The organism is Streptomyces ovatisporus (assembly GCF_042653885.1).
Taxonomy (GTDB): domain Bacteria; phylum Actinomycetota; class Actinomycetes; order Streptomycetales; family Streptomycetaceae; genus Streptomyces; species Streptomyces ovatisporus.
Map to the genome: position 1 here is coordinate 119,115 of NZ_JBHSFH010000012.1, position 21,726 is coordinate 140,840.

Below are 21,726 nucleotides of genomic sequence, written 5' to 3' on the forward strand. Positions count from 1 at the left end.
GTGGAGTCATTGATCGGACTGCTCGTCGGCTTCCCGCTGCTGGGCGCGGCGGTGCTGCTGTGCGGCGGCAAGCGTGTGGACCGGACGGGGCACTGGCTGGGCGTGCTGCTCGCCGGCGCCTCGTTCGTCGTGGGCGCGGTCCTCTTCTTCGACATGCTCGGCAAGAACGCCGACGAACGGGCCCTGCACCAGCACCTGTTCAGCTGGGTGCCGGTGGAGAGCTTCCAGGCGGACGTCGCCTTCCAGCTGGACCAGCTGTCGATGACCTTCGTGCTGCTGATCACGGGTGTGGGCACGCTGATCCACATCTACTCGGTCGGCTACATGGAGCACGACGAGCGCCGCCGCCGCTTCTTCGGCTATCTCAACCTCTTCCTCGCGGCGATGCTGCTGCTGGTGCTGGCCGACAACTACCTGCTGCTGTACGTCGGCTGGGAGGGCGTCGGCCTGGCGTCGTACCTGCTGATCGGGTTCTGGCAGCACAAGCCGAGCGCGGCTGTGGCGGCGAAGAAGGCGTTCCTCGTCAACCGGGTCGGTGACGCGGGCCTGGCCATCGCCATCTTCCTGATGTTCACCACGTTCGGCAGCTTCGCCTTCGCGCCCGTCCTGAGCAACGCCACCGAGGCGGGCGAGGGCAAGCTGACGGCGATCGGCCTGATGCTGCTGCTCGCCGCGTGCGGCAAGTCGGCACAGGTGCCGCTGCAGTCCTGGCTGGGCGACGCGATGGAGGGTCCCACCCCGGTCTCCGCGCTCATCCACGCGGCGACGATGGTCACCGCCGGCGTCTACCTCATCACCCGCTCCGGCGCGATCTTCAACGCGGCGCCGGACGCACAGACGGTGGTGGTCGTCGTCGGCGCGGTCACGCTCCTCTACGGTGCGATCGTCGGTTGCGCGAAGGACGACATCAAGAAGGCGCTCGCCGGCTCCACCATGTCGCAGATCGGCTACATGGTCCTCGCGGCCGGACTCGGCCCGATCGGCTACGCCTTCGCGATCATGCACCTGGTCACGCACGGCTTCTTCAAGGCCGGGCTCTTCCTCGGCGCCGGCTCCGTGATGCACGGCATGAACGACGAGGTCGACATGCGCAGGTACGGCGGTCTCCGCAAGTACATGCCGGTCACGTTCGTCACGTTCGGGCTCGGTTACCTGGCCATCATCGGCTTCCCCGGTCTGTCCGGCTTCTTCTCCAAGGACCAGATCATCGAGGCCGCCTTCGCCAAGGGCGGTACGCAGGGCTGGATCCTGGGCGCGGTCACGCTGCTGGGCGCCGCGATCACCGCGTACTACATGACGCGCGTGATGCTGCTGACCTTCTTCGGCGAGGAGCGCTGGCGCCGTACGACACCGTCCGCCGACGAGCCGGGCGTGGAGCCCGCCGCCGAGACGCACGGCGAGCACGGCGGCCCTTCCCCGCACGAGTCGCCGAGGTCCATGACGATCCCGATGATCGTGCTGGCCTTCGGGTCGGTCTTCGCGGGCGGTCTCTTCAAGGTGGGCGACTCGTTCGTGCACTGGCTGGAGCCCGTCACACAGTTCGAGCACGGCCACCCGCCGGTGTCGGCCGCGGTGGTCACCGGCGCGACCGTCGTCACCATGCTGGTCGGTGTCGGAGCGGCCTGGCTCCAGTACGGGCGCAGGCCCGTACCGGTCGAGGCGCCACGCGGCAGCCTGCTGACGCGGGCCGCCCGCCGTGACCTGCTCCAGGACGACATCAACCACGCGGTCCTGGTCAAGCCCGGCGAGTACCTCACCCGCGGGCTGGTCTACGTCGACAGCAAGGTGGTCGACGGTCTCGTCAACGGCACCGCCGCCTCGTTCGGCGGTCTGTCCGGCCGTACGCGCCGGCTCCAGAACGGTTTCGTCCGCTCGTACGCGGTCTCGATGTTCGGCGGCGCGGCGGTACTGGTCGCCGCGACCCTGCTGATGAGGGCGGTCTGAGTCATGTCATTTCCCCTGCTGACGGTAACGGCGGTGGTGCCCGCGGTGGGCGCGATCGCCACCGCGGCCGTGCCCGCCGCGAGGAAGCGCGTCGCCAAGTGGAGCGCGCTGCTCTTCTCGGTGGTGACGCTGGCACTGGCCGTGGCCGTGCTGGTGCGCTTCGACCCGGGCGGTGAGCGCTATCAGCTGACCGAATCGCACGCCTGGATCGAGGACTTCGGCGTCCGCTACGAACTGGGCGTGGACGGCATCGCCGCCGTCCTCATCGCTCTGACGGCCCTGCTGCTCCCCTTCATCATCGGAGCGGCCTGGCACGACGCGGACGACCTGGAGCCCACCCGTCCCAACCGGCGCTGGCGGCCCACGCAGGGCTTCTTCGCGCTGATGCTCGCCGTCGAAGCCATGGTGATCGTCTCCTTCGCGGCGACGGACGTCTTCCTCTTCTACGTCTTCTTCGAAGCCATGCTCATCCCGATGTACTTCCTCATCGGCGGCTTCGGCGACCGCGCACACGCGGCCGGCGAGGAGGAGGCGGCGAAGCAGCGCTCGTACGCGGCAGTGAAGTTCCTGCTCTACAACCTGGCGGGCGGCCTCATCATGCTGGCCGCGGTGATCGGTCTCTTCGTCGCCACCTCCGACCAGATGGGCGAGGGCACCTTCTCGCTGCAGCAGATCGCGCAGGCCCGTGCCGACGGCGACTTCCAGCTCGGGACGAACACCGAGCGGCTGCTCTTCCTCGGCTTCTTCTTCGCGTTCGCCGTGAAGGCGCCCCTGTGGCCGCTGCACACGTGGCTGCCCAACGCGATGGGCGAGTCGACGGCTCCGGTGGCGGTACTGATCACCGCGGTCGTCGACAAGGTCGGCACCTTCGCGATGCTCCGCTTCTGCCTCGGCCTCTTCCCCGAGGCGAGCGCCTGGGCGACGCCCGTCGTGGTCGTCCTGGCGCTGGTGAGCATCCTCTACGGCGCTCTGCTGGCCGTCGGCCAGCGCGACATGAAGCGGCTGATCGCGTACGCGTCGATCTCCCACTTCGGCTTCATCGTGCTCGGCATCTTCGCGATGACCAGCCAGGGCCAGAGCGGCGCGACGCTCTACATGGTCTTCCACGGCGTCTCCACCGCGGCGCTGATGCTGGTCGCGGGCTTCCTCATCAGCCGCCGCGGCTCGCGTCTCATCGCGGACTACGGCGGTGTCCAGAAGGTCGCCCCCGTCCTCGCCGGGTCGTTCCTCGTCGGCGGTCTGGCGACGCTGTCGCTGCCCGGGCTGGCGCCGTTCATCAGCGAATTCCTCGTGCTGGTGGGCACGTTCAGCCGCTACCCGGTCGCCGGCGTCGTGGCCACGACGGGCATCATCCTCGCCGCCCTGTACGTACTGCTGATGTACCAGCGGACGATGACGGGGCCCGTGGAGAAGAGCGTCGTACGTGAGATGCCGGACCTGCGGCCCCGCGAACTGGCCGTGGTGACACCGCTGATCGCTCTGCTGATCTTCTTCGGGGTGTTCCCGCAGTCGCTCACCGAGATCGTCAACCCCGCGGTCGAGCACACGATGTCGGACGTGCAGAAGAAGGACCCCAAACCAGACCATCCAGTCGCCGACAAGGGCTGGTTCGACTACAAGCCGGTGGACGGCCACGCCGGAGGTGACCACAAGTGAGCGCCGTGGCAACAGCGGGGACTGTCCCCAGCCTGTGGACACTTGCGGCGGAGCCGCTCGAAGCCCCCAAGATCGAGTACGGCCAGCTGTCGCCGGTCATCATCGTGCTGGGCGTCGCCGTCGTCGGCATCGTGCTGGAGGCGTTCCTGCCCCGCAGGATGCGCTACGGAGCCCAGCTGGTGATCACCTCGCTGGGGCTGGTGAGCGCCTTCGCCGCGGTACTGGGCCTCGCCGTCACCGGGCACGGTACGAGCAAGGCAGCCGTCGTGGGCATGGGAGCGATCGCCGTCGACGGTCCGACGCTCTTCCTGCAGGGCACCATCCTGCTGGTCGGGCTGGTCTCGGTCTTCGTCTTCGCGGAGCGGCGCCTCGAACCGAGGTCGCACAAGGCCCACGTCGACTCCTTCGCCGCGCAGCCGGCGGCCGTACCGGGCGGCGAGGGCGAGCGGGAGGCGAACGCGGCCGGCTGGACGACCACCGAGGTCTATCCCCTGCTGCTCTTCGCCGTCGGCGGCATGCTCATCTTCCCCGCGGCGAACGACCTGCTGACGCTCTTCATCGCGCTGGAGGTCTTCTCCCTCCCGCTCTACCTGCTGTGCGCGCTCGCCCGCAGGCGCCGTCTCCTCTCGCAGGAGTCGGCCGTCAAGTACTTCCTGCTGGGAGCCTTCTCGTCCGCGTTCCTGCTCTTCGGCGCGGCACTGATGTACGGCTACGCGGGCACCTTCGCCTACTCCGGCCTCGCCCGCGTCATCGGCAACACCGACCGGCAGACGACCGCGGTCCTCGCCGAGACCACCGGCAGCGACGCGCTGCTGCTCATCGGCGGTGCCCTGGTCGTCATGGGTCTGCTGTTCAAGGTCGGCGCGGTGCCGTTCCACATGTGGACCCCCGACGTGTACCAGGGCGCTCCGACTCCCGTGACGGGCTTCATGGCCGCCGCGACGAAGGTCGCCGCCTTCGGTGCGCTGCTGCGCCTGCTGTACGTGGTGCTGCCGGGCCTGCGCTGGGACTGGCGTCCCGTGATGTGGGGCGTCGCGATCGTCACGATGCTGGCGGGCGCGGTCATCGCCATCACGCAGACCGACGTCAAGCGGCTGCTGGCGTACTCCTCGATCGCGCACGCGGGCTTCCTGCTCGCAGGCGTCATCGCGACCACGGAGAGGGGCGTCTCCGCGGTGCTCTTCTATCTGGGCGCCTACTCGTTCGTGACGCTGGGCGCCTTCGCGGTGGTCACGCTGGTGAGGGACGCGGGAGGCGAAGCGACTCATCTGTCCAAGTGGGCGGGCCTGGGCCGGCGTTCGCCGTTGCTGGCGACCGTCTTCTCCATCTTCCTGCTGGCGTTCGCCGGTATCCCGATGACCTCCGGGTTCTCCGGCAAGTTCGCCGTCTTCGCCGCCGCGGCGGACGGCGGGGCCGCTCCGCTGGTCGTCGTCGGTGTGATCGCCTCGGCGATCGCGGCGTTCTTCTACATCCGCGTCATCGTGCTGATGTTCTTCAGCGAGCCGAAGACCGACGGGCCGACGGTCGCCGTACCGAGCGTCTGGACGACGTCGGCCATCACCGCCGGGGTCGTCGTGACGCTCGTACTGGGCGTCTTCCCGCAGTACTTCCTGGACCTGGCGAGCCAGGCGGGCGTCTTCGTCCGCTGACGCCACCGGGAGGAGCAACGAGAGCGCCGCTGCCCGGCACCCCCTCGCGGGGCGCCGGGCAGCGGCGTGTGCGGCGCCTCCGGGCGGCACCGTCGGGGCGGCTCGCACGCCCCGGCCGGGGGGCCGCGGGGCGGGGTGCAAGTGGCGTTCAGAAGAGGACCCGCAACTGCTAATTTGACATGCCCCTGCAATGAGGTGGGGGCTCGACCCGAGGGAGACGAAACGTGCGCACATCAGCGCGGACGGCGGGGGCGGTGGCTGCGATCGCGGCGGCGGCGCTGCTGGTGAGCGGCTGCGGGAGCAGCGAGGACAAGGCGGCCGAGGACGGCGGCGACGGCGGCGGCAAGCCGAAGGCATCGGCGTCCTCCTCCGCCTCCGGTGAGAAGACCGAGGCCCCGGCCGGGGACGGGGGGTCCGGGTCCACCGGGGGAGAGGGCGGTTCCGGGAAGGGCGAAGGGCCTCCGAAGGTGGCGGGCATCTGGAAGGCGAAGGGCAAGCAACTCGTGCTGACCATCGCCGGGGACGCCGTGACCCTGCTGCGGCAGGAGTCGAACTGCACGGGCCGGGTCGTGGGCCAGGGCAAGCGGACGCTGACCCTCAAGTGTCCCGGCGGCACCGGTGAGGACCGTACGAACGGCACAGTCGGAGCGCTCAAGGCCGAGAGCATGAAGGTCAGTTGGAACGGCGGTGCGACGGACGTCTACGCCAGGGTCGCCGACGCTCCGGCGAAGCTTCCCGAGAACCCGGGGGACGTGGCGAAGCTGATCCCCCAGGAGTGACCTCGGCCGTGGAGACGGCCGGTGTGGTGCGGCAGCACGCCGAGAGGCAGGACGAGGGACCGGCGGCAGCACTCGTCGCCATCGGTCTCGTACGCCCCTGGCGTAGACGTCCGTCGCACCGGGCGCCCTTCTTGATGCGGCGACCGGGCTGTCAGACCTCTGGCCGCGCCGATGTCCGCGTACGCCGGCGCGGCGGGGTTCAGGCGGACCGGTGACCCCGCCGCTCGCGGCGGCGTACCAGCGGCTCGTCGACGGCGTCGACCAGCCAGTCCAGCTGGGCCTGGTCCCCGAGTACGGGGTTGCTCAGCGTGCCCACGCCGTCGATGGTGATCTCCACCGTGTCGCCGCCCCGCAGCGTGAAGTCCATCTCGGGGACGATGCCCGTGCCCGTGCACAGGACCGCCCCGTCGGGGAAGGGCTGGGCGTGCCAGAGGTGGGCGGGCAGCCCGTGCGGGTCGCGGTGGAAGGCGGCCGTCGAGGTCTCTCCCTCGAAGGCGACGGCTCCGTCCCGCCGTACGACGAGGCGGATGCCGAGGGCTGTCGTGTCCGGCAGCTCCCACGCGGGCACGATGCCCGAGGAGACCGAGGCGCTTCCGCCGTAGATCTTGGCCTGGGGGAGGTAGAGCGGGTTCTCGCCCTCGATGGTGCGTGAGCTGACGTCGTCGGCGACGACGTAACCGACTGTCTCACCCTGCCTGTTGATGACGAGGCCGAGCTCGGGCTCGGGGACGTTCAGCTCGGAGTCGTCCCGTACGGCGATCGGCTCGTCGTCCGTCACCACGCGCCACGGCGGGGCCTTGAAGAAGAGTTCGGGGCGTTCGGCGTCGTAGACCCGCTCGTAGACGGACTGTTCGGTGCTCTCGGCGACCCTCGCCTCGCGTGAGCGCTCGTAGGTGACGCCCGCGGCCCACAACTCCATCAGCCCGTCCAGCGGCGGCAGGACCAGCACGCCGGACTCGGCGAAGACCGCCGGTCCCCCGGACGTCCTCTCCACGAGGGCGCGCAGTTCACCGGTGGGCAGGCGCAGCAGATCGGCGATGCGTGTGACGCCGTCGAAGGCGCGCACCGCACCCGTCCCGTCGGCGACGCCCGTGCGTACGGTCCCGCTCCCGTCGGCGAAGCGGATGATGCGTGTCATCGCCTGCTCCTCTCTTGCTCGGCTCCGTCTGCACGTGCCTGTCGCTGTGGACGGGGGAGAGACGGCCTTGGAGACATCTGACCGCTGGAACGTAACGTCCGTGGTCACCGCTGACAAGGGGTGGTGAATCAACGATTCACCTGTGTGTTGATCAACGGCCTTCGCCGGGTCGGTCTGGCGATGAGGCCAGACATCTGACATCTTGGCCGTGTTCGCGAGTCTGAGCGTGCACGCCGACCGCGGCGCCCGCCCCGGACGCCGAGTCCCCGGGCGCGGCGCGGCACGGTGTCCCTCGGCCTTCACGCATGCAACAGGAGTGAGCGCAGATGACCGCCCGTATCGTCGACGTCGAGACGATCGACGTCCGCTTCCCCACCTCTCGTTCTCTCGACGGCTCCGACGCGATGAACGAGGCACCGGACTACTCCGCGGCATACGTGGTGCTGCACGTCGAGGGGGAGGGGAGCTCCGCATCCGTCTCCGGGGGCCACGGGTTCACGTTCACGATCGGACGCGGCAACGACCTGGCGACCCGGGCGGCCCAGGCCGTCGGTGAACGGGCGGTCGGGCTCTCCGTGGAGGAGATCGCAGCCGACCTCGGCGGTTTCTCCCGGCACCTGCTCGGCGACAGCCAGTTGCGCTGGCTCGGCCCCGACAAGGGGGCGATCCACCTGGGCACCGCGGCTGTCGTCAACGCCGGCTGGGACCTCGCCGCCAAGCTCGCGGACAAGCCCGTGTGGAAGCTGCTCTCCGACTTCACGCCGCAGCAGATCGTCGACCTCGTCGACTGGCGCTACCTCAAGGACGCCCTCACCCCGGATGCCGCCCTGGAGATGCTGGAGGCGCGCGTACCGGGCCGCGCCGGGCGTGAGGCCCACGTACGCGAGCACGGCTACCCCGCCTACACCACCAGCGCGGGCTGGCTCGGCTACGACGACGAGAAGCTGGCCCGGCTGTGCCGCGAGGCCGTCGAGCAGGGCTGGGACTCGGTCAAGCTCAAGGTCGGCGCCGACCTCGGCGACGACGTACGCCGCTGCCGCATCGCCCGCAGGATCATCGGCCCCGAGCGCCGGCTGATGATCGACGCCAACCAGACTCTCGGTGTCGCCGAGGCGGTCGAATGGGCGGAAGCGCTCAAGGAGTTCGACATCTGGTGGTTCGAGGAGCCCACGAGCCCGGACGACGTCCTGGGCCACGCCGCCATCGCCCGCAGCATCAAGCCGATCCACGTGGCCACGGGTGAACACGCCCACAACGCGGTGATGTTCAAGCAGTTCCTGCAGGCCGACGCGATCGGCATCTGCCAGATCGACGCCTGCCGGCTCGGCGGCGTCAACGAGGCGGTGGCCTCCCTGCTCCTGGCCGCGGCGCACGGGGTGCCGGTCTGCCCGCACGCGGGCGGCGTCGGCCTGTGCGAACTCGTGCAGCACCTGTCGATCTTCGACTACGTGGCGGTCAGCGGATCCATGGAGGACCGGGTCATCGAGTACGTCGACCACCTGCACGAGCACTTCCTCGACCCGGTCCGGGTGCGCGGCTCGCGCTACATGGTTCCCCGGGCGCCCGGTTACAGCGCGCAGATCCGCCGCGAGACGCTCGAAGCACACCGCTACCCGGACGGTTCCGTCTGGAGCGGTCCGCGGCAGGTGACATCCTGACGCGCATGCCGGCCGACAGGGACAGGGAGCACAACGGTGCAGAAGCGGGCGGGGACATGAGCGCCGCCGAGGTCGCGGGCGGCGTCGGCAGCGTCGTCGACGTGGCCATCAGCCGTCTCAAGAAGCGCATCGAGACAGGCGAGTTCACGCCGGGCCACCGGCTGCCGTCCGAGGCCGTGCTCGCCAGGGAGCTGGAGCTCTCCCGCCCCTCGCTCCGGGAGGCGGTGCGGGCGCTGGCGATGGCCGGGGTCCTGGACGTACGGCGTGGTGACGGCACCTTCGTCACGGACCTGCGTCCCGAACGGCTGCTGAGCGCGATCGGCAGCTTCCTCGACCTGGCGCAGGACACCGCGCTGGACGAGATGCTCGAGTGCCGCAAGGTACTGGAGCCGGGTGCCACGGCGCTCGCCGCGACCCGCATGGACGGGGCCGCACTCGACGCGCTGCTCGAGCGGATCGAGCGGATGCGCACGCTCCAGGACCCGGGCGAACTGGTCCGCGAGGACCTGGCGTTCCACGCGGAGATCGTCGCTGCGACGGGCAACCGCACCCTGGAGTCGCTGGTCTCCTCGGTGAGCAACCGCACGGCCAGGGCCCGCGTCTGGCGGGCCCTGGTCAAGTCGGACGTCCTCGCCTGGACGCATCAGCAGCACATGGACATCTACACCGCGCTCCGCGCCCGCGACAGCCTCGGGGCGTTCGCCGCCGCCAGCCGTCACGTCAGCGACGTGGAGAACTGGGTGCGGGCCCGCCTGGACGCCGTCCGCGACGGCACGGAGAGCCCCGGACCCGCCGCTCCCGGCGCCCCGCAGGGCACACCGCACGGCCCTCCGGACGCCGAGGACAGCCCAGCGCGGTGATCGGGTGCCCGGGGGACGGAGCGCCCCCGGGTTCCGTCGGTCCGGTGCCCGCGTCAGGTCCTCAGGCTCGCTGTCAGCGCGGCGGTTCCACGCGTCCGCGGACCTCGCCCATGCCGATGCGGCTGCCGTCCGGCCCAGGCGCCCAGGCCGAGAGCGTCACCTCGTCGCCGTCCTCCAGGAACGCCCGGCTGCCGTCCGGGAGTTGCAGCGGTTCCTTGCCGCCCCACGTCAGCTCAAGCAGACAGCCCCGCTGAGCGGGTTCCGGGCCGCTGACGGTGCCCGAGGCGTACAGGTCGCCCGTGCGCAGCGAGGCCCCGTTGACGGTCATGTGGGCCAGTTGCTGCGCGGCCGTCCAGTACATCGCCGAGAAGGGGGGCTCGGCGACTGTGTGGCCGTTGATGCTGACGGTGATGCGCAGGTCGATGCCGCCGGGCTCCGCCTCCTCGGCGTCGTCCAGGTACTCCAGCACCGGTACGTCCCGCGCGGGCGGTGCCGTACGGGCGGCGTCCAGGGCGTCGAGCGGGGTGATCCAGGCGGAGACGGAGGTCGCGAAGGACTTGCCGAGGAACGGCCCGAGCGGCACGTACTCCCATGCCTGGATGTCGCGTGCGGACCAGTCGTTGAGCAGCGTCACGCCGAAGACGTGGTCGCGGAAGCCGGACAGCGGCACGGCGGTGCCCTGCTCGGACGGAGCGCCCACGACGAAGCCGACCTCGGCCTCGATGTCGAGCCGCCTGGACGGCCCGAAGAGGGGAGCCTCCTCGTGCGGCGGTCTGCGCTGGCCCTTGGGGCGTACGACCGGGGTGCCGGAGACCACGACGGTGCCGGCGCGGCCGTGATAACCGATGGGCAGGTGCTTCCAGTTGGGCGTCAGCGCGGCACCGTCGGGCCGGAAGATGCGGCCGACGTTGGTCGCGTGGTGCTCGCTCGCGTAGAAGTCCACGTAGTCGGCGACGTCGAAGGGCAGCCGCATCGTCATGCCGGACAGCGGACGGAGGAACTGCCGCACCGTGTCACGGTGCTGGGACGCGGTCAGCCACTCGCGAAGCTGGGCGCGCACCTCCGTCCACACCGGACGGCCCGCCGCCATCAGGGAGTTGAGCCTCGGCTGCTTCAGCAGCGCCGCGTGGGGCGAGCCGAAGGCGTCCGCGGCGGCGCCCGCGTCCAGCACGGAGTCGCCATAGCGCACGACGATGTGCGGACGGTCCGGCTCCTGCCGGGCGGTGCCCACCCCGTAGGGGAGGTTGTGCGGGCCGAAGGGGTCTCCCTCGGGCAGGTCGGTGGGGGTACCCCCCACGCGTAGCTGTGGGGGAGGGTTCGCGGTCACGGGTGCCTCGCCTTCGAGATCGTCGCCGGTCCAGGGCGAACTCAGCGTACGGCCACCTGCCGGGTGCGCCGTGTGCCGCCCTGCCCGCACCGGCCGGCGCTGCCCCGCGCTGCCCTGAGCTGCCCCGCCCCGCGGCGGCAGAGGGCGGCGGGCGCTCTCATCGGGGCCCGGGTGCAGGGACGTATCCGGATCGGGCGCGGAGTACCCCTTGATGCGGTGCCGACCGGGCGCCCATGGTGATCGTGCAAGGACCGGATACGCTGCCCGGTGACGGCAACGCCGATGACTGGTGACGGCGGTGCCGGGAAGTTGAGGACAGCGGGCGTCCACCATCGGCCGCCCATTTGCCTTACGCAGACAGGAGACCCCTCGTGACCGTCGTCGGGCCCTTCGGACTGACCGTGCGGGACCAGGCCCTCGAAGCCGATGTCCAGGCAGGGTTGGCGGCTGTCGAAGAAGGTCTCTTCGAGGCCACGAAAAGCGACGTCCCGTTCATAACGGGCGCCGCGCAGCACCTCGTACGTGCCGGCGGAAAGCGGTTCCGGCCCCTCCTGGTGATGCTCGGCGCACAGTTCGGCGACCCCCACGCACCAGGTGTGGTGCCTTCGGCGGTCGTCGTGGAACTGACACATCTGGCGACGCTCTACCACGACGACGTGATGGACGAGGCCGACGTGCGGCGCGGGGTTCCCAGCGCGAACGTCAACTGGACCAACTCCGTGGCGGTGCTGACCGGCGACTTCCTCTTCGCCCGTGCCTCTCAGATCCTCGCCGACCTCGGCCCCGAAGCCGTCCGCATCCAGGCGGAGGCGTTCGAACGGCTCGTCACCGGGCAGATCATGGAGACCGCGGGCCCCGGCGAGGGCCGCGACCCCGTGCAGCACTACCTGGACGTCATCGCCGGCAAGACCGGTTCGCTCATCGCCGTCGCCGGCCGCTTCGGCGCTCTGATGTCGGGCGCCGACGAGAGCGCCGTCTCCATCCTCACGCAGTACGGCGAGCGCGTCGGCACCGCCTTCCAACTCGCGGACGACGTACTGGACATCGCCAGCGACTCGCACGAGTCGGGCAAGACTCCCGGCACCGACCTCCGCGAGGGCATCCCCACCCTCCCCGTGCTGCACCTCCGCATGAGGGCGGCCTCCCCGGAGGGCACCGCCGAAGACCGCGCGCTGTGCGAGCTGCTGGACGGCGACCTGACGGACGACGCCCGGCACGCCGAGGCCCTGGCGGGACTGCGCACCCACCCGGCGCTGGAGCAGGCCCGCCGCGACACCGTGCGCTACGCGGACGAGGCGCGCGAGACGCTCCGCCCGCTGCCCGACTGCGCCGCCAAGGCCGCCCTTTCGCAGTTGTGCGACGCCGTCGTGCACCGCGCCTCCTGACGCGACGGGTATCAGGGTTCTCACCCGGTACGGGCCGCCGCACGGGGGAGGCGGGGGGACTCTGCCTCCAACCCCGGTAGTACGCACAGTTGCCTCCACCGGCTGACGCGCAAAGCTCACCGTTTTGGTGCCATTGAGGAACCACCCCGCGCCATCCCCGGGATTCCGGGGAGAATGGCGGAGCAGGCCTGGGGCCTCCCCGCCGAAGGCAGCAGCGGGGCCTCCCCGCCGAAGGCCGGGGAAGGACGAGTGCGACGTACAGAACCGCCACCGACCCGGAGGTAGGGCACCAACATGGCACAGATCCAACCGAGGACGCCCGGCAGGAAGGCCGTCAGGTACGGCATACCGGTCGCTGTCGCGGGAATCGCTGCGGCAACCGTCGGGCTCGTACCGGCGCTCGCCAGCTCCGGCAACCCGGATCTGCCGAAGATCTCGGCGCAGAAGCTGGTGGAGAAGATGGCCGCCTCGGACACCCAGCACATGTCCGGCACGGTGAAGGTGAGCACGGATCTCGGACTTCCCGCGCTGCCGGGCATGGACGGCGGCGGCAAGCAGGGCGGCGGCCTCTTCGGCGGCGGCCCGCACGGCGACGGCCCCGGCGGTGAGGAGAAGGGCAGGGGCGGGGGCAAGGACTCCACGGCCGAGCCCCAGGAGAAGCTGATGGAGCTCGCCTCCGGCGAGCACACGCTCCGCGTCGCCGCCGACGGCCCGGACAAGCAGCGCGTCTCGATCGTCGAGGAGGCCGCCGAGTACAGCTGGATCCACAACGGCAACGAGGTGTGGGCGTACGACAGCGGCAGCGACACCGCGTTCCACGCCGTCGCCCCCGAGGACGCCGTCTCCAAGCACCGCGAGCACAGCGAGAAGCTGGAGAAGGGCCTGCAGAACGTCACTCCGCAGGAGGCCGCCAGGCAGGTGCTGAAGGCTTCGAAGGACACCACGTCCGTGTCCGTCGACGGCACGGCGCAGATCGCCGGCCGGGACGCCTACCAGCTCCTCGTGAAGCCCAAGGGCGCCCCGCACTCGACGGTCGACTCCGTGCGGATCGCCGTGGACGCGGAGAACGGCACCCCGCTGAAGTTCACGCTGATCCCCGAGGGCGGCGGCAAGCCGGCCGTCGAGGTGGTCTACACGAAGGTCGACTTCGGCAAGCCGTCGGCCGGCACCTTCGACTTCGAGCCCCCGAAGGGCACCGACGTCACGGAGGAGAAGCTCGACGGCAAGGCCCTGCGCGAGCACTCCGGGAAGCCGGAGAAGGGCGCAAAGGGAGAGAAGGGCCTCCGGCCCGACGCGTCCGGCCTGAACACCATCGGCAAGGGCTGGGGCGCTGTGGCCGAACTCAAGTCCCCCGAGGGCGCCGTGAGCGGACTTCCCGGCATGGGCGGCGGGGACGCCAAGGGCGGTGCCCGGGACGGCTCGAAGTCGCCGCAGGCCCAGGAGATGCTCGACAGCTTCACCGAGAAGGCCGAGGGCGACTTCGGCACGGGCCGTGTCTTCAGCACCCGTCTGGTCAACGCCCTGATGACGGAGGACGGAACGGTCTACGTCGGAGCAGTGAGCAAGGAGGGCCTCATCAAGGCCGCCGAGGCAGCCGGCAAGTGACGGCGGTCCCAGCGACCTGACCTCCCGCGCGTCCGTCCCCGCCGCCGCCACGGTGGCGGGGACGCACGCGGGGAAGGAACCACCGACCGAGCACGGGAGCACCATGGGCCGCCAGCCGTCCGCCGCAGCCGTCATCGAGACGCGCGGGCTCAGCAAGCGTTACCGCGGCGGGCAGTTGGCCGTCGACGGGCTCGATCTGTCGGTGCCGCGTGGCAGCGTCTTCGGGTTCCTCGGGCCGAACGGCTCCGGCAAGACCACCACGATCCGCATGCTGCTCGGCCTCATCGACGCCACCGGCGGCAGCGTCCGTCTGCTCGGCGAACCCATGCCGCGGGCGGGCAGGGACGTGCTGCCGCGGGTGGGTGCCCTCATCGAGGGCCCCGCGCTCTACGGTTTCCTCACCGGGCGCGGCAACCTCCTCCGCTACGACGCGGCGGACCCCACGGCCGATCCCCGCACCCGTGCGTCACGCGTGGAGGCGGCGCTGGAGCGGGTGGGGCTCTCGGCAGCCGCGGGCAAGAAGGCCAAGGCGTACTCGCTGGGCATGAAGCAGCGGCTGGGCATCGCCGCGGCGCTGCTGCAGCCGCGTGAGCTGCTGGTGCTGGACGAGCCCACCAACGGTCTGGATCCGCAGGGCATGCGGGAGATCCGTTCCCTGGTACGGGCGTTGGCGCAGGACGGGACCACCGTCTTTCTCTCCTCCCACCTCCTCGACGAGATCGAGCAGGTCTGCTCGCACACGGCGGTGATGAACCGCGGGCGGCTCGTCACCCAGGGCACGGTCGCCGAGATGTCCGCGGACGCCCGCGGAAAGCTCTCCGTGACCACACCGGACGGGGACGGGGCGGAGGCGATGCGCGTGCTGAAGGAACACGGGCTGGGCGACCTGGCCGCCGAGGAGTCGCCGGAGGGTCAGGTGATCACCGGTGAACTGCCCGCGGCCGCGGAACCGCCCGGCGGCCCGCCACCGGACCTCGCCGACCTCAACGCCGCCCTCGTACGGGCCGGGGTGCGCGTACGGGCCTTCGGCGTCACGAGGGTCTCGCTGGAGGACGTCTTCGTCTCGCTCACCGGGGAGGGCTTCGATGTCGCAGGCTGAACTCACCGGTCAGGACGGAGAGTCCGCCGCCGGCGCGGACGAGGCGCCCCGGTCCGCGCAGGACGCGTCACCCACGCCGGCGGGGCGTCCGTCCGGCCCGCGCCGGGCCTGGTCCCTCTTCCGCAGCGAGGTCCTCACCACCTTCCGCCGCTTGCGCACCCTCGCGCTGCTGGGCGTACTCGCCGTGATCCCCGTCCTCGTCGGCATCGCGGTCAAGATCGAGACGGCCGACGGCGGTGGTTCGGGAGGCGGCGGGGGCGGGGGACCGGCCTTCATCTCGCAGATCACCAACAACGGACTGTTCCTCGTCTTCACCTCGCTGGCCGTCACCCTGCCCTTCTTCCTGCCGATGACCGTGGGCGTCATCGCCGGGGACTCCGTCGCGGGCGAGGCCAACGCGGGGACGCTGCGGTATCTGCTGGTCGCACCGGCGGGACGCACCCGGCTGCTCGTGGTCAAGTTCGCCGGGACCATGGTCTTCTGCCTGGTCGCCACCCTCGTCGTGGCCGTCTTCGCGCTGGCCGCGGGCGCGTTGCTCTTCCCGGTCGGCGACGTCACGCTGCTGTCGGGGACCACCGTCCCGTTCTCGGAAGGGCTGCTGCGCGCCCTGGCGATCGCTCTCGCCGTGGCTCTGTCGCTGACGGGACTGGCCGCGCTCGGACTGTTCATCTCGACCCTGACGAACAGCGGGATCGCCGCCATGGCCGCGACGGTCGGGCTGCTCCTCACGGTGCAGATCATCGACACCATTCCGCAGCTGCACGCAGCGCACCCGTACCTCTTCACGCACTACTGGCTCAGCTTCGCCGACCTGCTCCGCGCTCCCGTCTACTGGGAGGAACTGCTGAGGAACGCCGGACTGCAGGCGCTCTACGCCGCCGTGTTCGGCTCCGCGGCGTGGGCGCGTTTCACCACTCGCGACATCACGGCTTAGTGCAGGGGGCCGAGGCGGCCTGCGACCCGGTCCCGGAGGCGTCGGAGCCGTCCGCCGGCCCGTCCGCGGACGAGCCCGACGGCTGCCGGGCCGCCGCACCGCACTCCGCGGCCTCGCGTGCCGCCGCACGGAGCCGCGTACGGGTCCGGTGCCCGGTACGCAGCGCGTCCCAGGTGAGGAGGCAGAGCGCGATCCACACGAGGACGAAGCCGGCCCAGCGCTCCGGCGGCATCTCCTCGTGGAACGCGAACAGCCCCAGCACGAACATCAGCGCGGGCGCCAGGTACTGCAGCAGCCCGATGGTGGAGAGCGGCAGCCGTACCGCCGCACTGCCGAAGAAGATCAGCGGGACGGCCGTCACGAGCCCCGATACGGCGAGCAGCAGCGCGTGCCCCGTACCGCCGCTGACGAAGGTGCCCTCGCCCATGACCGCGAGGTAGACCAGAAAGCCCAGCGCGGGCAGGAACTGGACGGCGGTCTCCGCGGTGAAGCTGTCCACACCGTCCATCTGGAGGCGCTTCTTGATGAGCCCGTACAGGGCGAAGCACAGGGCGAGGGCGATGGAGAGCCAGGGGACCTGCCCGTATCCGATGCTCATCACGGCGACCGCGACGGCACCGATCGCGACGGCGGCCCACTGGGCGGGGCGGAGGCGTTCGCGCAGCAGCAGTACGCCGAAGGCGATGGAGACCAGCGGGTTGATGAAGTAGCCGAGCGAGCACTCCAGGACGCGCCCCACGCTCACCGCCCAGATGAACAGCCACCAGTTGAGGGAGATGGCCGCGGCGGCGAGGACGACGAGTCCGAGTTTCCTGGGCTGCCGGACCAGCGGACGTATCCACGACCAGCGCCGCAGCGCGACGAGCAGCAGCAGCGCGGTGGGCAGGGACCACACCATCCGGTGGGCGAGCACTTCGGCGGGGGGCGTGGATTCGAGCAGGTGCCAGTAGAGCGGCAGGATCCCCCACAGGCCGTAGGCACCGAAACCGTAGAGCAGGCCGGCCCGCTTGTCGCTTCGGTCTCCCACTGCCGTCCTCCTCCTGCCCGACGCCCGGACGACCGTAACGCCGCGCCGACTCGGCTGTCATCTCCGTTTCACATGACGGTACTGACGGCACAGAAGGTACCGACGGCCTGACGTCGTATGGCCGGGGCAGCGACGACAGGCGGGTGTCAGGCGGTGACTCCGGCGCACGTACGGCACGGGCGGGCCCCGCCGGAGACTCCGGCGGGGCCCGCCCGTTGCTGTGCCGTCCTGCCGGCCGGCTGCCGCGCGTGGCCCGTCGTCCTCCGGCGGGCGGCAGCAGCTCCGCCGTCTCAGCCTGCGACCGTCCAGGTGTCGTTGCCGGCGAGAAGCGAGCCGAGGTCGCCCTTCCCGTGCTGCTCCACGGCCTGTTCGAGCTGGTGCGCCATGTCGTCGTCGTAGACGGGGCGCCGGACGTCCCGGAGTACGCCGATCGGCGTGTGGTGCAGGGTGTCAGGGTCGGCCAGCCGGGAGAGCGCGAAGGCGGTGGCGGGGGACGGGGCGTGTGCGTCGTGGGTGAGGACGCCGTCGGTGCCCTCCTCCGTGATGTCGACGATGCGCAGCTCGCCGGTCGCCGGGTCGCGGACCACGCCCTTGGTGCCCAGGCCGTCCTCGCCGGGGGTGCCGAAGCGGATCGGCTCCCCGTGTTCGAGCCGGATGACGGCCTCCTGGGCCAGCTGCTTGTCCTTGAGCACCTCGAAGGCGCCGTCGTTGAAGATGTTGCAGTTCTGGTAGATCTCCACCAGTGCCGTGCCCGGGTGGTCCGCCGCCGCCTGCAGGGTGGCCGTCAGATGCTTGCGGTCGGAGTCGACCGTACGCGCGACGAAGGACGCCTCGGCCCCCAGTGCGAGGGAGACGGGGTTGAACGGGGAGTCCAGCGAGCCCATCGGCGTGGACTTCGTGATCTTCCCGGCCTCGGAAGTGGGGCTGTACTGGCCCTTGGTGAGGCCGTAGATGCGGTTGTTGAAGAGCAGGATCTTCAAGTTGACGTTGCGGCGCAGCGCGTGGATGAGGTGGTTCCCGCCGATCGACAGCGCGTCCCCGTCACCCGTGACGACCCACACCGACAGATCGCGGCGCGAGCTGGCGAGGCCGGTCGCGATGGCCGGGGCGCGGCCGTGGATGGAGTGCATCCCGTAGGTGTTCATGTAGTACGGGAAGCGGGAGGAGCAGCCGATGCCGGAGACGAAGACGATGTTCTCCTTGGCCAGGCCGAGTTGGGGCATGAACCCCTGCACGGCGGCCAGCACGGCGTAGTCGCCGCAGCCGGGGCACCAGCGCACCTCCTGGTCGGACTTGAAGTCCTTCATGCTCTGGGCGGCCTCGGCCTTGGGCACGAGGGAGAGCGGCTCGGAGACCTGGGTCGTCTCAGTCATTGGTGGCCTCCTTCAAAGCGGTCGCCAGCTGCTCGGCCTTGAACGGCATGCCGTTGACCTGGGTGTAGGAGTGGGCGTCGACGAGGTACTTGGCGCGTACGAGAGTGGCGAGCTGGCCCAGGTTCATCTCGGGGACGACGACCTTCTCGTAGTTCCGCAGCAGCGCGCCGAGGTTGCCCGGCAGCGGGTTGAGATGCCGCAGGTGGGCCTGGGCGATGTGCTGTCCGTTGCGGCGCAGCCGCCGCACTGCGGCGGTGATGGGCCCGTACGTCGAACCCCAGCCCAGTACCAGCACGTTCGCCGCGCCGTCCGGATCGTCGGCCTCGATGTCGGGGACGTCGATGCCGTCGATCTTCGCCTGCCGGGTACGGACCATCAGGTCGTGGTTGGCCGGGTCGTAGGAGATGTTGCCCGTGCCGTCCTGCTTCTCGATGCCGCCCACGCGGTGTTCCAGGCCCGGCGTACCGGGGACGGCCCAGGGGCGGGCGAGGGTCTGCGGGTCGCGCTTGTACGGCCAGAAGACCTCGGTGCCGTCCTCCAGCCGGTGGTTGGGCTCCTTGGCGAAGTGCACCCGGAGGTCGGGCAGGTCGTCCACCTCCGGGATCCGCCACGGTTCGGAGCCGTTGGCGAGGTAGCCGTCGGAGAGCAGGAAGACGGGGGTGCGGTAGGTCAGCGCGATGCGGGCGGCCTCGAGTGCCGCGGTGAAGCAGTCGGCGGGCGTGGCCGGGGCGACGATCGGCACCGGCGCCTCGCCGTTGCGGCCGTACATCGCCTGCAGCAGGTCGGCCTGCTCGGTCTTGGTGGGCAGGCCCGTCGAGGGGCCGCCGCGCTGGATGTCGACCACCAGCAGCGGCAGTTCGAGGGAGACCGCCAGCCCGATCGTCTCGGACTTCAGCGCCACGCCGGGCCCGGAGGTCGTGGTCACGCCCAGCGCGCCGCCGAAGGCCGCTCCGAGCGCGGCGCCGATCCCGGCGATCTCGTCCTCCGCCTGGAAGGTGCGTACGCCGAAGTTCTTGTGCCGGGACAGCTCGTGGAGGACGTCGGAGGCGGGGGTGATCGGGTAGGAGCCGAGGAAGAGCGGCAGGTCCGCCTGCCGGGACGCGGCGATCAGCCCGTAGGACAGGGCGAGGTTGCCGGAGATGTTGCGGTACGTACCGGGCGGGAAGGCCTTCCTGGCCGGCGCGACCTCGTAGGAGACGGCGAAGTCCTCGGTGGTCTCGCCGAAGTTCCAGCCGGCGCGGAAGGCGGCGATGTTGGCCTGTGCCACCTGCGGCTTCTTCGCGAACTTCGTCCGCAGGAAGTGCTCGGTCTGGTCGGTGGGACGGTGGTACATCCACGACAGCAGCCCGAGGGCGAACATGTTCTTCGAGCGGCCGGCGTCCTTGCGGCCGACGTCGAAGTCCTTCAGCGCCTCGATGGTGAGCGTCGTCAGCGGCACCCGGTGCACGCGGTAGTTGTCGAGGGAGCCGTCGTCCAGCGGGCTGGTTTCGTAACCCACCTTGGCCATGGCCCGCTTGGTGAACTCGTCGGTGTTCACGATGATCTCCGCACCGCGCGGGACGTCGGCGATGTTCGCCTTGAGCGCCGCGGGGTTCATCGCGACCAGGACGTTCGGGGCGTCGCCCGGGGTGAGGATGTCGTGGTCGGCGAAGTGCAGCTGGAAGCTGGAGACACCCGGCAGCGTGCCTGCGGGAGCCCGGATCTCGGCGGGGAAGTTCGGCAGTGTGGAGAGGTCGTTGCCGAAGGAGGCCGTCTCGGAGGTGAAGCGGTCACCGGTCAGCTGCATGCCGTCGCCGGAGTCGCCGGCGAAGCGGATGATCACACGGTCGAGGCGGCGGACCTCCTTGCCGCTCAGTTCGGTCTTCGCGTCCCCCTCGGCGCCGCCGGCTCCGTTCGTCCCGCTGCTGCCGGGGGAGCCGGTGCCCGGGCGCTGCCCGGCTGGGCTGTTGACCTGGTTGGTCACGGTGGATCGGACCTCCTTGAGGCGGCGTACTCGCCAGCCATCGTACGTCGGTAAGGGTTACCTTCCCTGGAGCGCTCACATTGCGGACGCACCCGTGAGACAACCGTCCGGCAGTCGGTCCACCCTGCACCACGTGCCCTTCAGCGTCCCTTGTGAGCGGGCTCCGTCCCTGCTCACGCGGCTGATGGCGGGTGCGGGCCGGAAACCGGACACGGCTACGAATTGAGATAGGTCAGCACGGCCAGCACCCTGCGGTGATCCGCGTCACTCTGGGAGAGGCCCAGCTTCAGGAAGATGTTGCTCACGTGCTTCTCGACGGCGCCGTGGCTGACCACGAGTTGCCGGGCGACCGCGGAGTTCGTGCGCCCCTCGGCCATCAGCCCCAGCACCTCCCTCTCGCGCGGGGTCAGCCCGGCCAGTACGTCCTGCTTGCGGCTGCGGCCCAGCAGCTGCGCGACGACCTCCGGGTCGAGCGCCGTACCGCCCTCGGCCACCCGGACCACGGCGTCGACGAACTCGCGTACGTCGGCCACGCGGTCCTTGAGCAGGTAGCCGACGCCCTTGCTGGAGCCGGCCAGCAGCTCGGTCGCGTACTGCTCCTCGACGTACTGCGACAGGACCAGCACCCCGAGGTCCGCGTGGGCCTCGCGGAGGGCGATGGCGGCCCGTACGCCCTCGTCCGTGTGCGTCGGGGGCATCCGTACGTCCGCGACCACCACGTCGGGGAGGCGGCCGGCGTCCGCCAGTTCGGCGACGGTCTTGACCAGCGCGTCGCCGTCGCCGACGCCCGCCACCACCTCGTGTCCCCGGTCGGTCAGCAGCCGGGTCAGTCCCTCGCGCAGCAGCACCGAGTCCTCGGCGATGACGACCTGCACCTTCTCCACGTCCTCCACGATCACGGCCCCCCGACTCCCCTGCGGACTTGTCCGGCACCCGGACTCCGGTGTGCGCGCCCGCGCCGTCCTTCAGTACGACGCCTGCGACGCGCTCAGCATTCCAGAAGCCGGCGTCCCGGGAGGGGGACGCGACAGCGCTCGGTCCGGTTCAGCCCGGCCGGACGGGACGGGCGGACCGGGGAGCTGCGGACGCGGGGAGGCCGGATGCGGGGAGGCCGGGCGCGGGACCGGCGGGGACCTCAGACCCGCCAGGGGAGTTCGGCGGTGATGGTGGTGGGGCCGCCGGTGGGGGAGTCGATGACGAGGAGGCCGTCGACGGCGTCGAGGCGTTCGGTGAGTCCGGCGAGGCCGGTGCCGGTTTTGGTGTTGGCGCCGCCTTGTCCGTCGTCGGTGACTTGGAGGAGGAGGCGGTCGTGGGTGTGCCAGACGTCGA

Annotated in this window: 16 protein-coding genes and 1 pseudogene; 10 read left to right on the forward strand and 7 right to left on the reverse strand. The window is 70.7% G+C overall.

Going from position 1 to position 21,726, the window contains the following annotated elements:
• The 4 genes from nuoL (at position 1) to ACFPA8_RS21265 (ending at position 6,028) form a co-directional block, all read left to right on the forward strand.
• Complete coding sequence (gene nuoL / locus ACFPA8_RS21250) at positions 1–1,944, forward strand: NADH-quinone oxidoreductase subunit L (protein ID WP_386450886.1); 1,944 nt, start codon at positions 1–3, stop codon at positions 1,942–1,944.
• A 3-nt stretch (positions 1,945–1,947) separates the two neighbouring features.
• The gene (locus ACFPA8_RS21255; RefSeq protein WP_386450888.1) at positions 1,948–3,600 is read left to right on the forward strand and encodes an NADH-quinone oxidoreductase subunit M; all 1,653 of its coding nucleotides are present in this window, start codon (positions 1,948–1,950) and stop codon (positions 3,598–3,600) included.
• A gap of 5 nt (positions 3,601–3,605) precedes the next feature.
• Entirely contained in the window at positions 3,606–5,249 is a 1,644-nt protein-coding gene (gene nuoN / locus ACFPA8_RS21260; RefSeq protein WP_386450935.1) for an NADH-quinone oxidoreductase subunit NuoN, read from the forward strand.
• A 224-nt stretch (positions 5,250–5,473) separates the two neighbouring features.
• Positions 5,474–6,028, forward strand: coding sequence for a hypothetical protein (locus ACFPA8_RS21265; protein WP_386450890.1), 555 nt, complete (start codon positions 5,474–5,476; stop codon positions 6,026–6,028).
• A gap of 199 nt (positions 6,029–6,227) precedes the next feature.
• On the opposite strand, the gene ACFPA8_RS21270 is transcribed toward ACFPA8_RS21265, so the two are convergent.
• Positions 6,228–7,166 (reverse strand): fumarylacetoacetate hydrolase family protein, encoded by a 939-nt coding sequence (locus tag ACFPA8_RS21270; RefSeq protein ID WP_386450892.1) that lies wholly within the window; start codon positions 7,164–7,166, stop codon positions 6,228–6,230.
• A 326-nt stretch (positions 7,167–7,492) separates the two neighbouring features.
• On the opposite strand from ACFPA8_RS21270, the gene ACFPA8_RS21275 reads away from it, so the two are divergent.
• Complete coding sequence (locus tag ACFPA8_RS21275; protein ID WP_386450894.1) at positions 7,493–8,824, forward strand: enolase C-terminal domain-like protein; 1,332 nt, start codon at positions 7,493–7,495, stop codon at positions 8,822–8,824.
• 5 nt (positions 8,825–8,829) lie between these two features.
• Positions 8,830–9,684, forward strand: coding sequence for a FadR/GntR family transcriptional regulator (locus ACFPA8_RS21280; RefSeq protein ID WP_386450896.1), 855 nt, complete (start codon positions 8,830–8,832; stop codon positions 9,682–9,684).
• Between the two features lie 73 nt (positions 9,685–9,757).
• Here ACFPA8_RS21280 and fahA read toward each other — a convergent pair whose 3' ends face one another.
• A complete protein-coding gene (gene fahA, locus ACFPA8_RS21285) occupies positions 9,758–11,011 on the reverse strand; it encodes a fumarylacetoacetase (protein WP_386450898.1) in 1,254 nt (417 codons plus the stop codon).
• Between the two features lie 371 nt (positions 11,012–11,382).
• Between fahA and ACFPA8_RS21290 the strand changes: the two genes are divergently transcribed.
• The 4 genes from ACFPA8_RS21290 (at position 11,383) to ACFPA8_RS21305 (ending at position 16,034) form a co-directional block, all read left to right on the forward strand.
• Complete coding sequence (locus tag ACFPA8_RS21290; protein ID WP_386450900.1) at positions 11,383–12,396, forward strand: polyprenyl synthetase family protein; 1,014 nt, start codon at positions 11,383–11,385, stop codon at positions 12,394–12,396.
• A 294-nt stretch (positions 12,397–12,690) separates the two neighbouring features.
• Positions 12,691–14,001, forward strand: a complete 1,311-nt coding sequence (locus ACFPA8_RS21295; protein ID WP_386450902.1) for a LolA family protein — start codon at positions 12,691–12,693, stop codon at positions 13,999–14,001.
• Positions 14,002–14,104: 103 nt separating this feature from the next.
• The gene (locus tag ACFPA8_RS21300; protein WP_386450904.1) at positions 14,105–15,100 is read left to right on the forward strand and encodes an ABC transporter ATP-binding protein; all 996 of its coding nucleotides are present in this window, start codon (positions 14,105–14,107) and stop codon (positions 15,098–15,100) included.
• Positions 15,087–16,034 carry an ABC transporter permease gene (locus ACFPA8_RS21305; RefSeq protein WP_386450906.1) on the forward strand — a complete coding sequence of 316 codons (948 nt, stop codon included), beginning with the start codon at positions 15,087–15,089 and terminating at the stop codon, positions 16,032–16,034. Before ACFPA8_RS21300 ends, ACFPA8_RS21305 begins: the two co-directional genes overlap by 14 nt.
• On the opposite strand, the gene rarD is transcribed toward ACFPA8_RS21305, so the two are convergent.
• From rarD to ACFPA8_RS21330, 5 genes and pseudogenes are all read right to left on the reverse strand, one after another.
• Entirely contained in the window at positions 16,024–17,061 is a 1,038-nt protein-coding gene (gene rarD / locus ACFPA8_RS21310; protein ID WP_386450907.1) for an EamA family transporter RarD, read from the reverse strand. The two genes, ACFPA8_RS21305 and rarD, sit on opposite strands and share 11 nt — an antisense overlap.
• A 290-nt stretch (positions 17,062–17,351) precedes the next feature.
• Positions 17,352–18,434, reverse strand: a complete 1,083-nt coding sequence (locus ACFPA8_RS21315) for a 2-oxoacid:ferredoxin oxidoreductase subunit beta (protein ID WP_386450908.1) — start codon at positions 18,432–18,434, stop codon at positions 17,352–17,354.
• Positions 18,427–20,289 (reverse strand): 2-oxoacid:acceptor oxidoreductase subunit alpha, encoded by a 1,863-nt coding sequence (locus ACFPA8_RS21320; RefSeq protein WP_386450937.1) that lies wholly within the window; start codon positions 20,287–20,289, stop codon positions 18,427–18,429. Before ACFPA8_RS21320 ends, ACFPA8_RS21315 begins: the two co-directional genes overlap by 8 nt.
• A gap of 323 nt (positions 20,290–20,612) precedes the next feature.
• Positions 20,613–21,272, reverse strand: a complete 660-nt coding sequence (locus ACFPA8_RS21325; protein ID WP_386450939.1) for a response regulator transcription factor — start codon at positions 21,270–21,272, stop codon at positions 20,613–20,615.
• A gap of 260 nt (positions 21,273–21,532) precedes the next feature.
• A pseudogene (locus ACFPA8_RS21330) lies at positions 21,533–21,726 on the reverse strand (sensor histidine kinase); the annotation flags it as partial.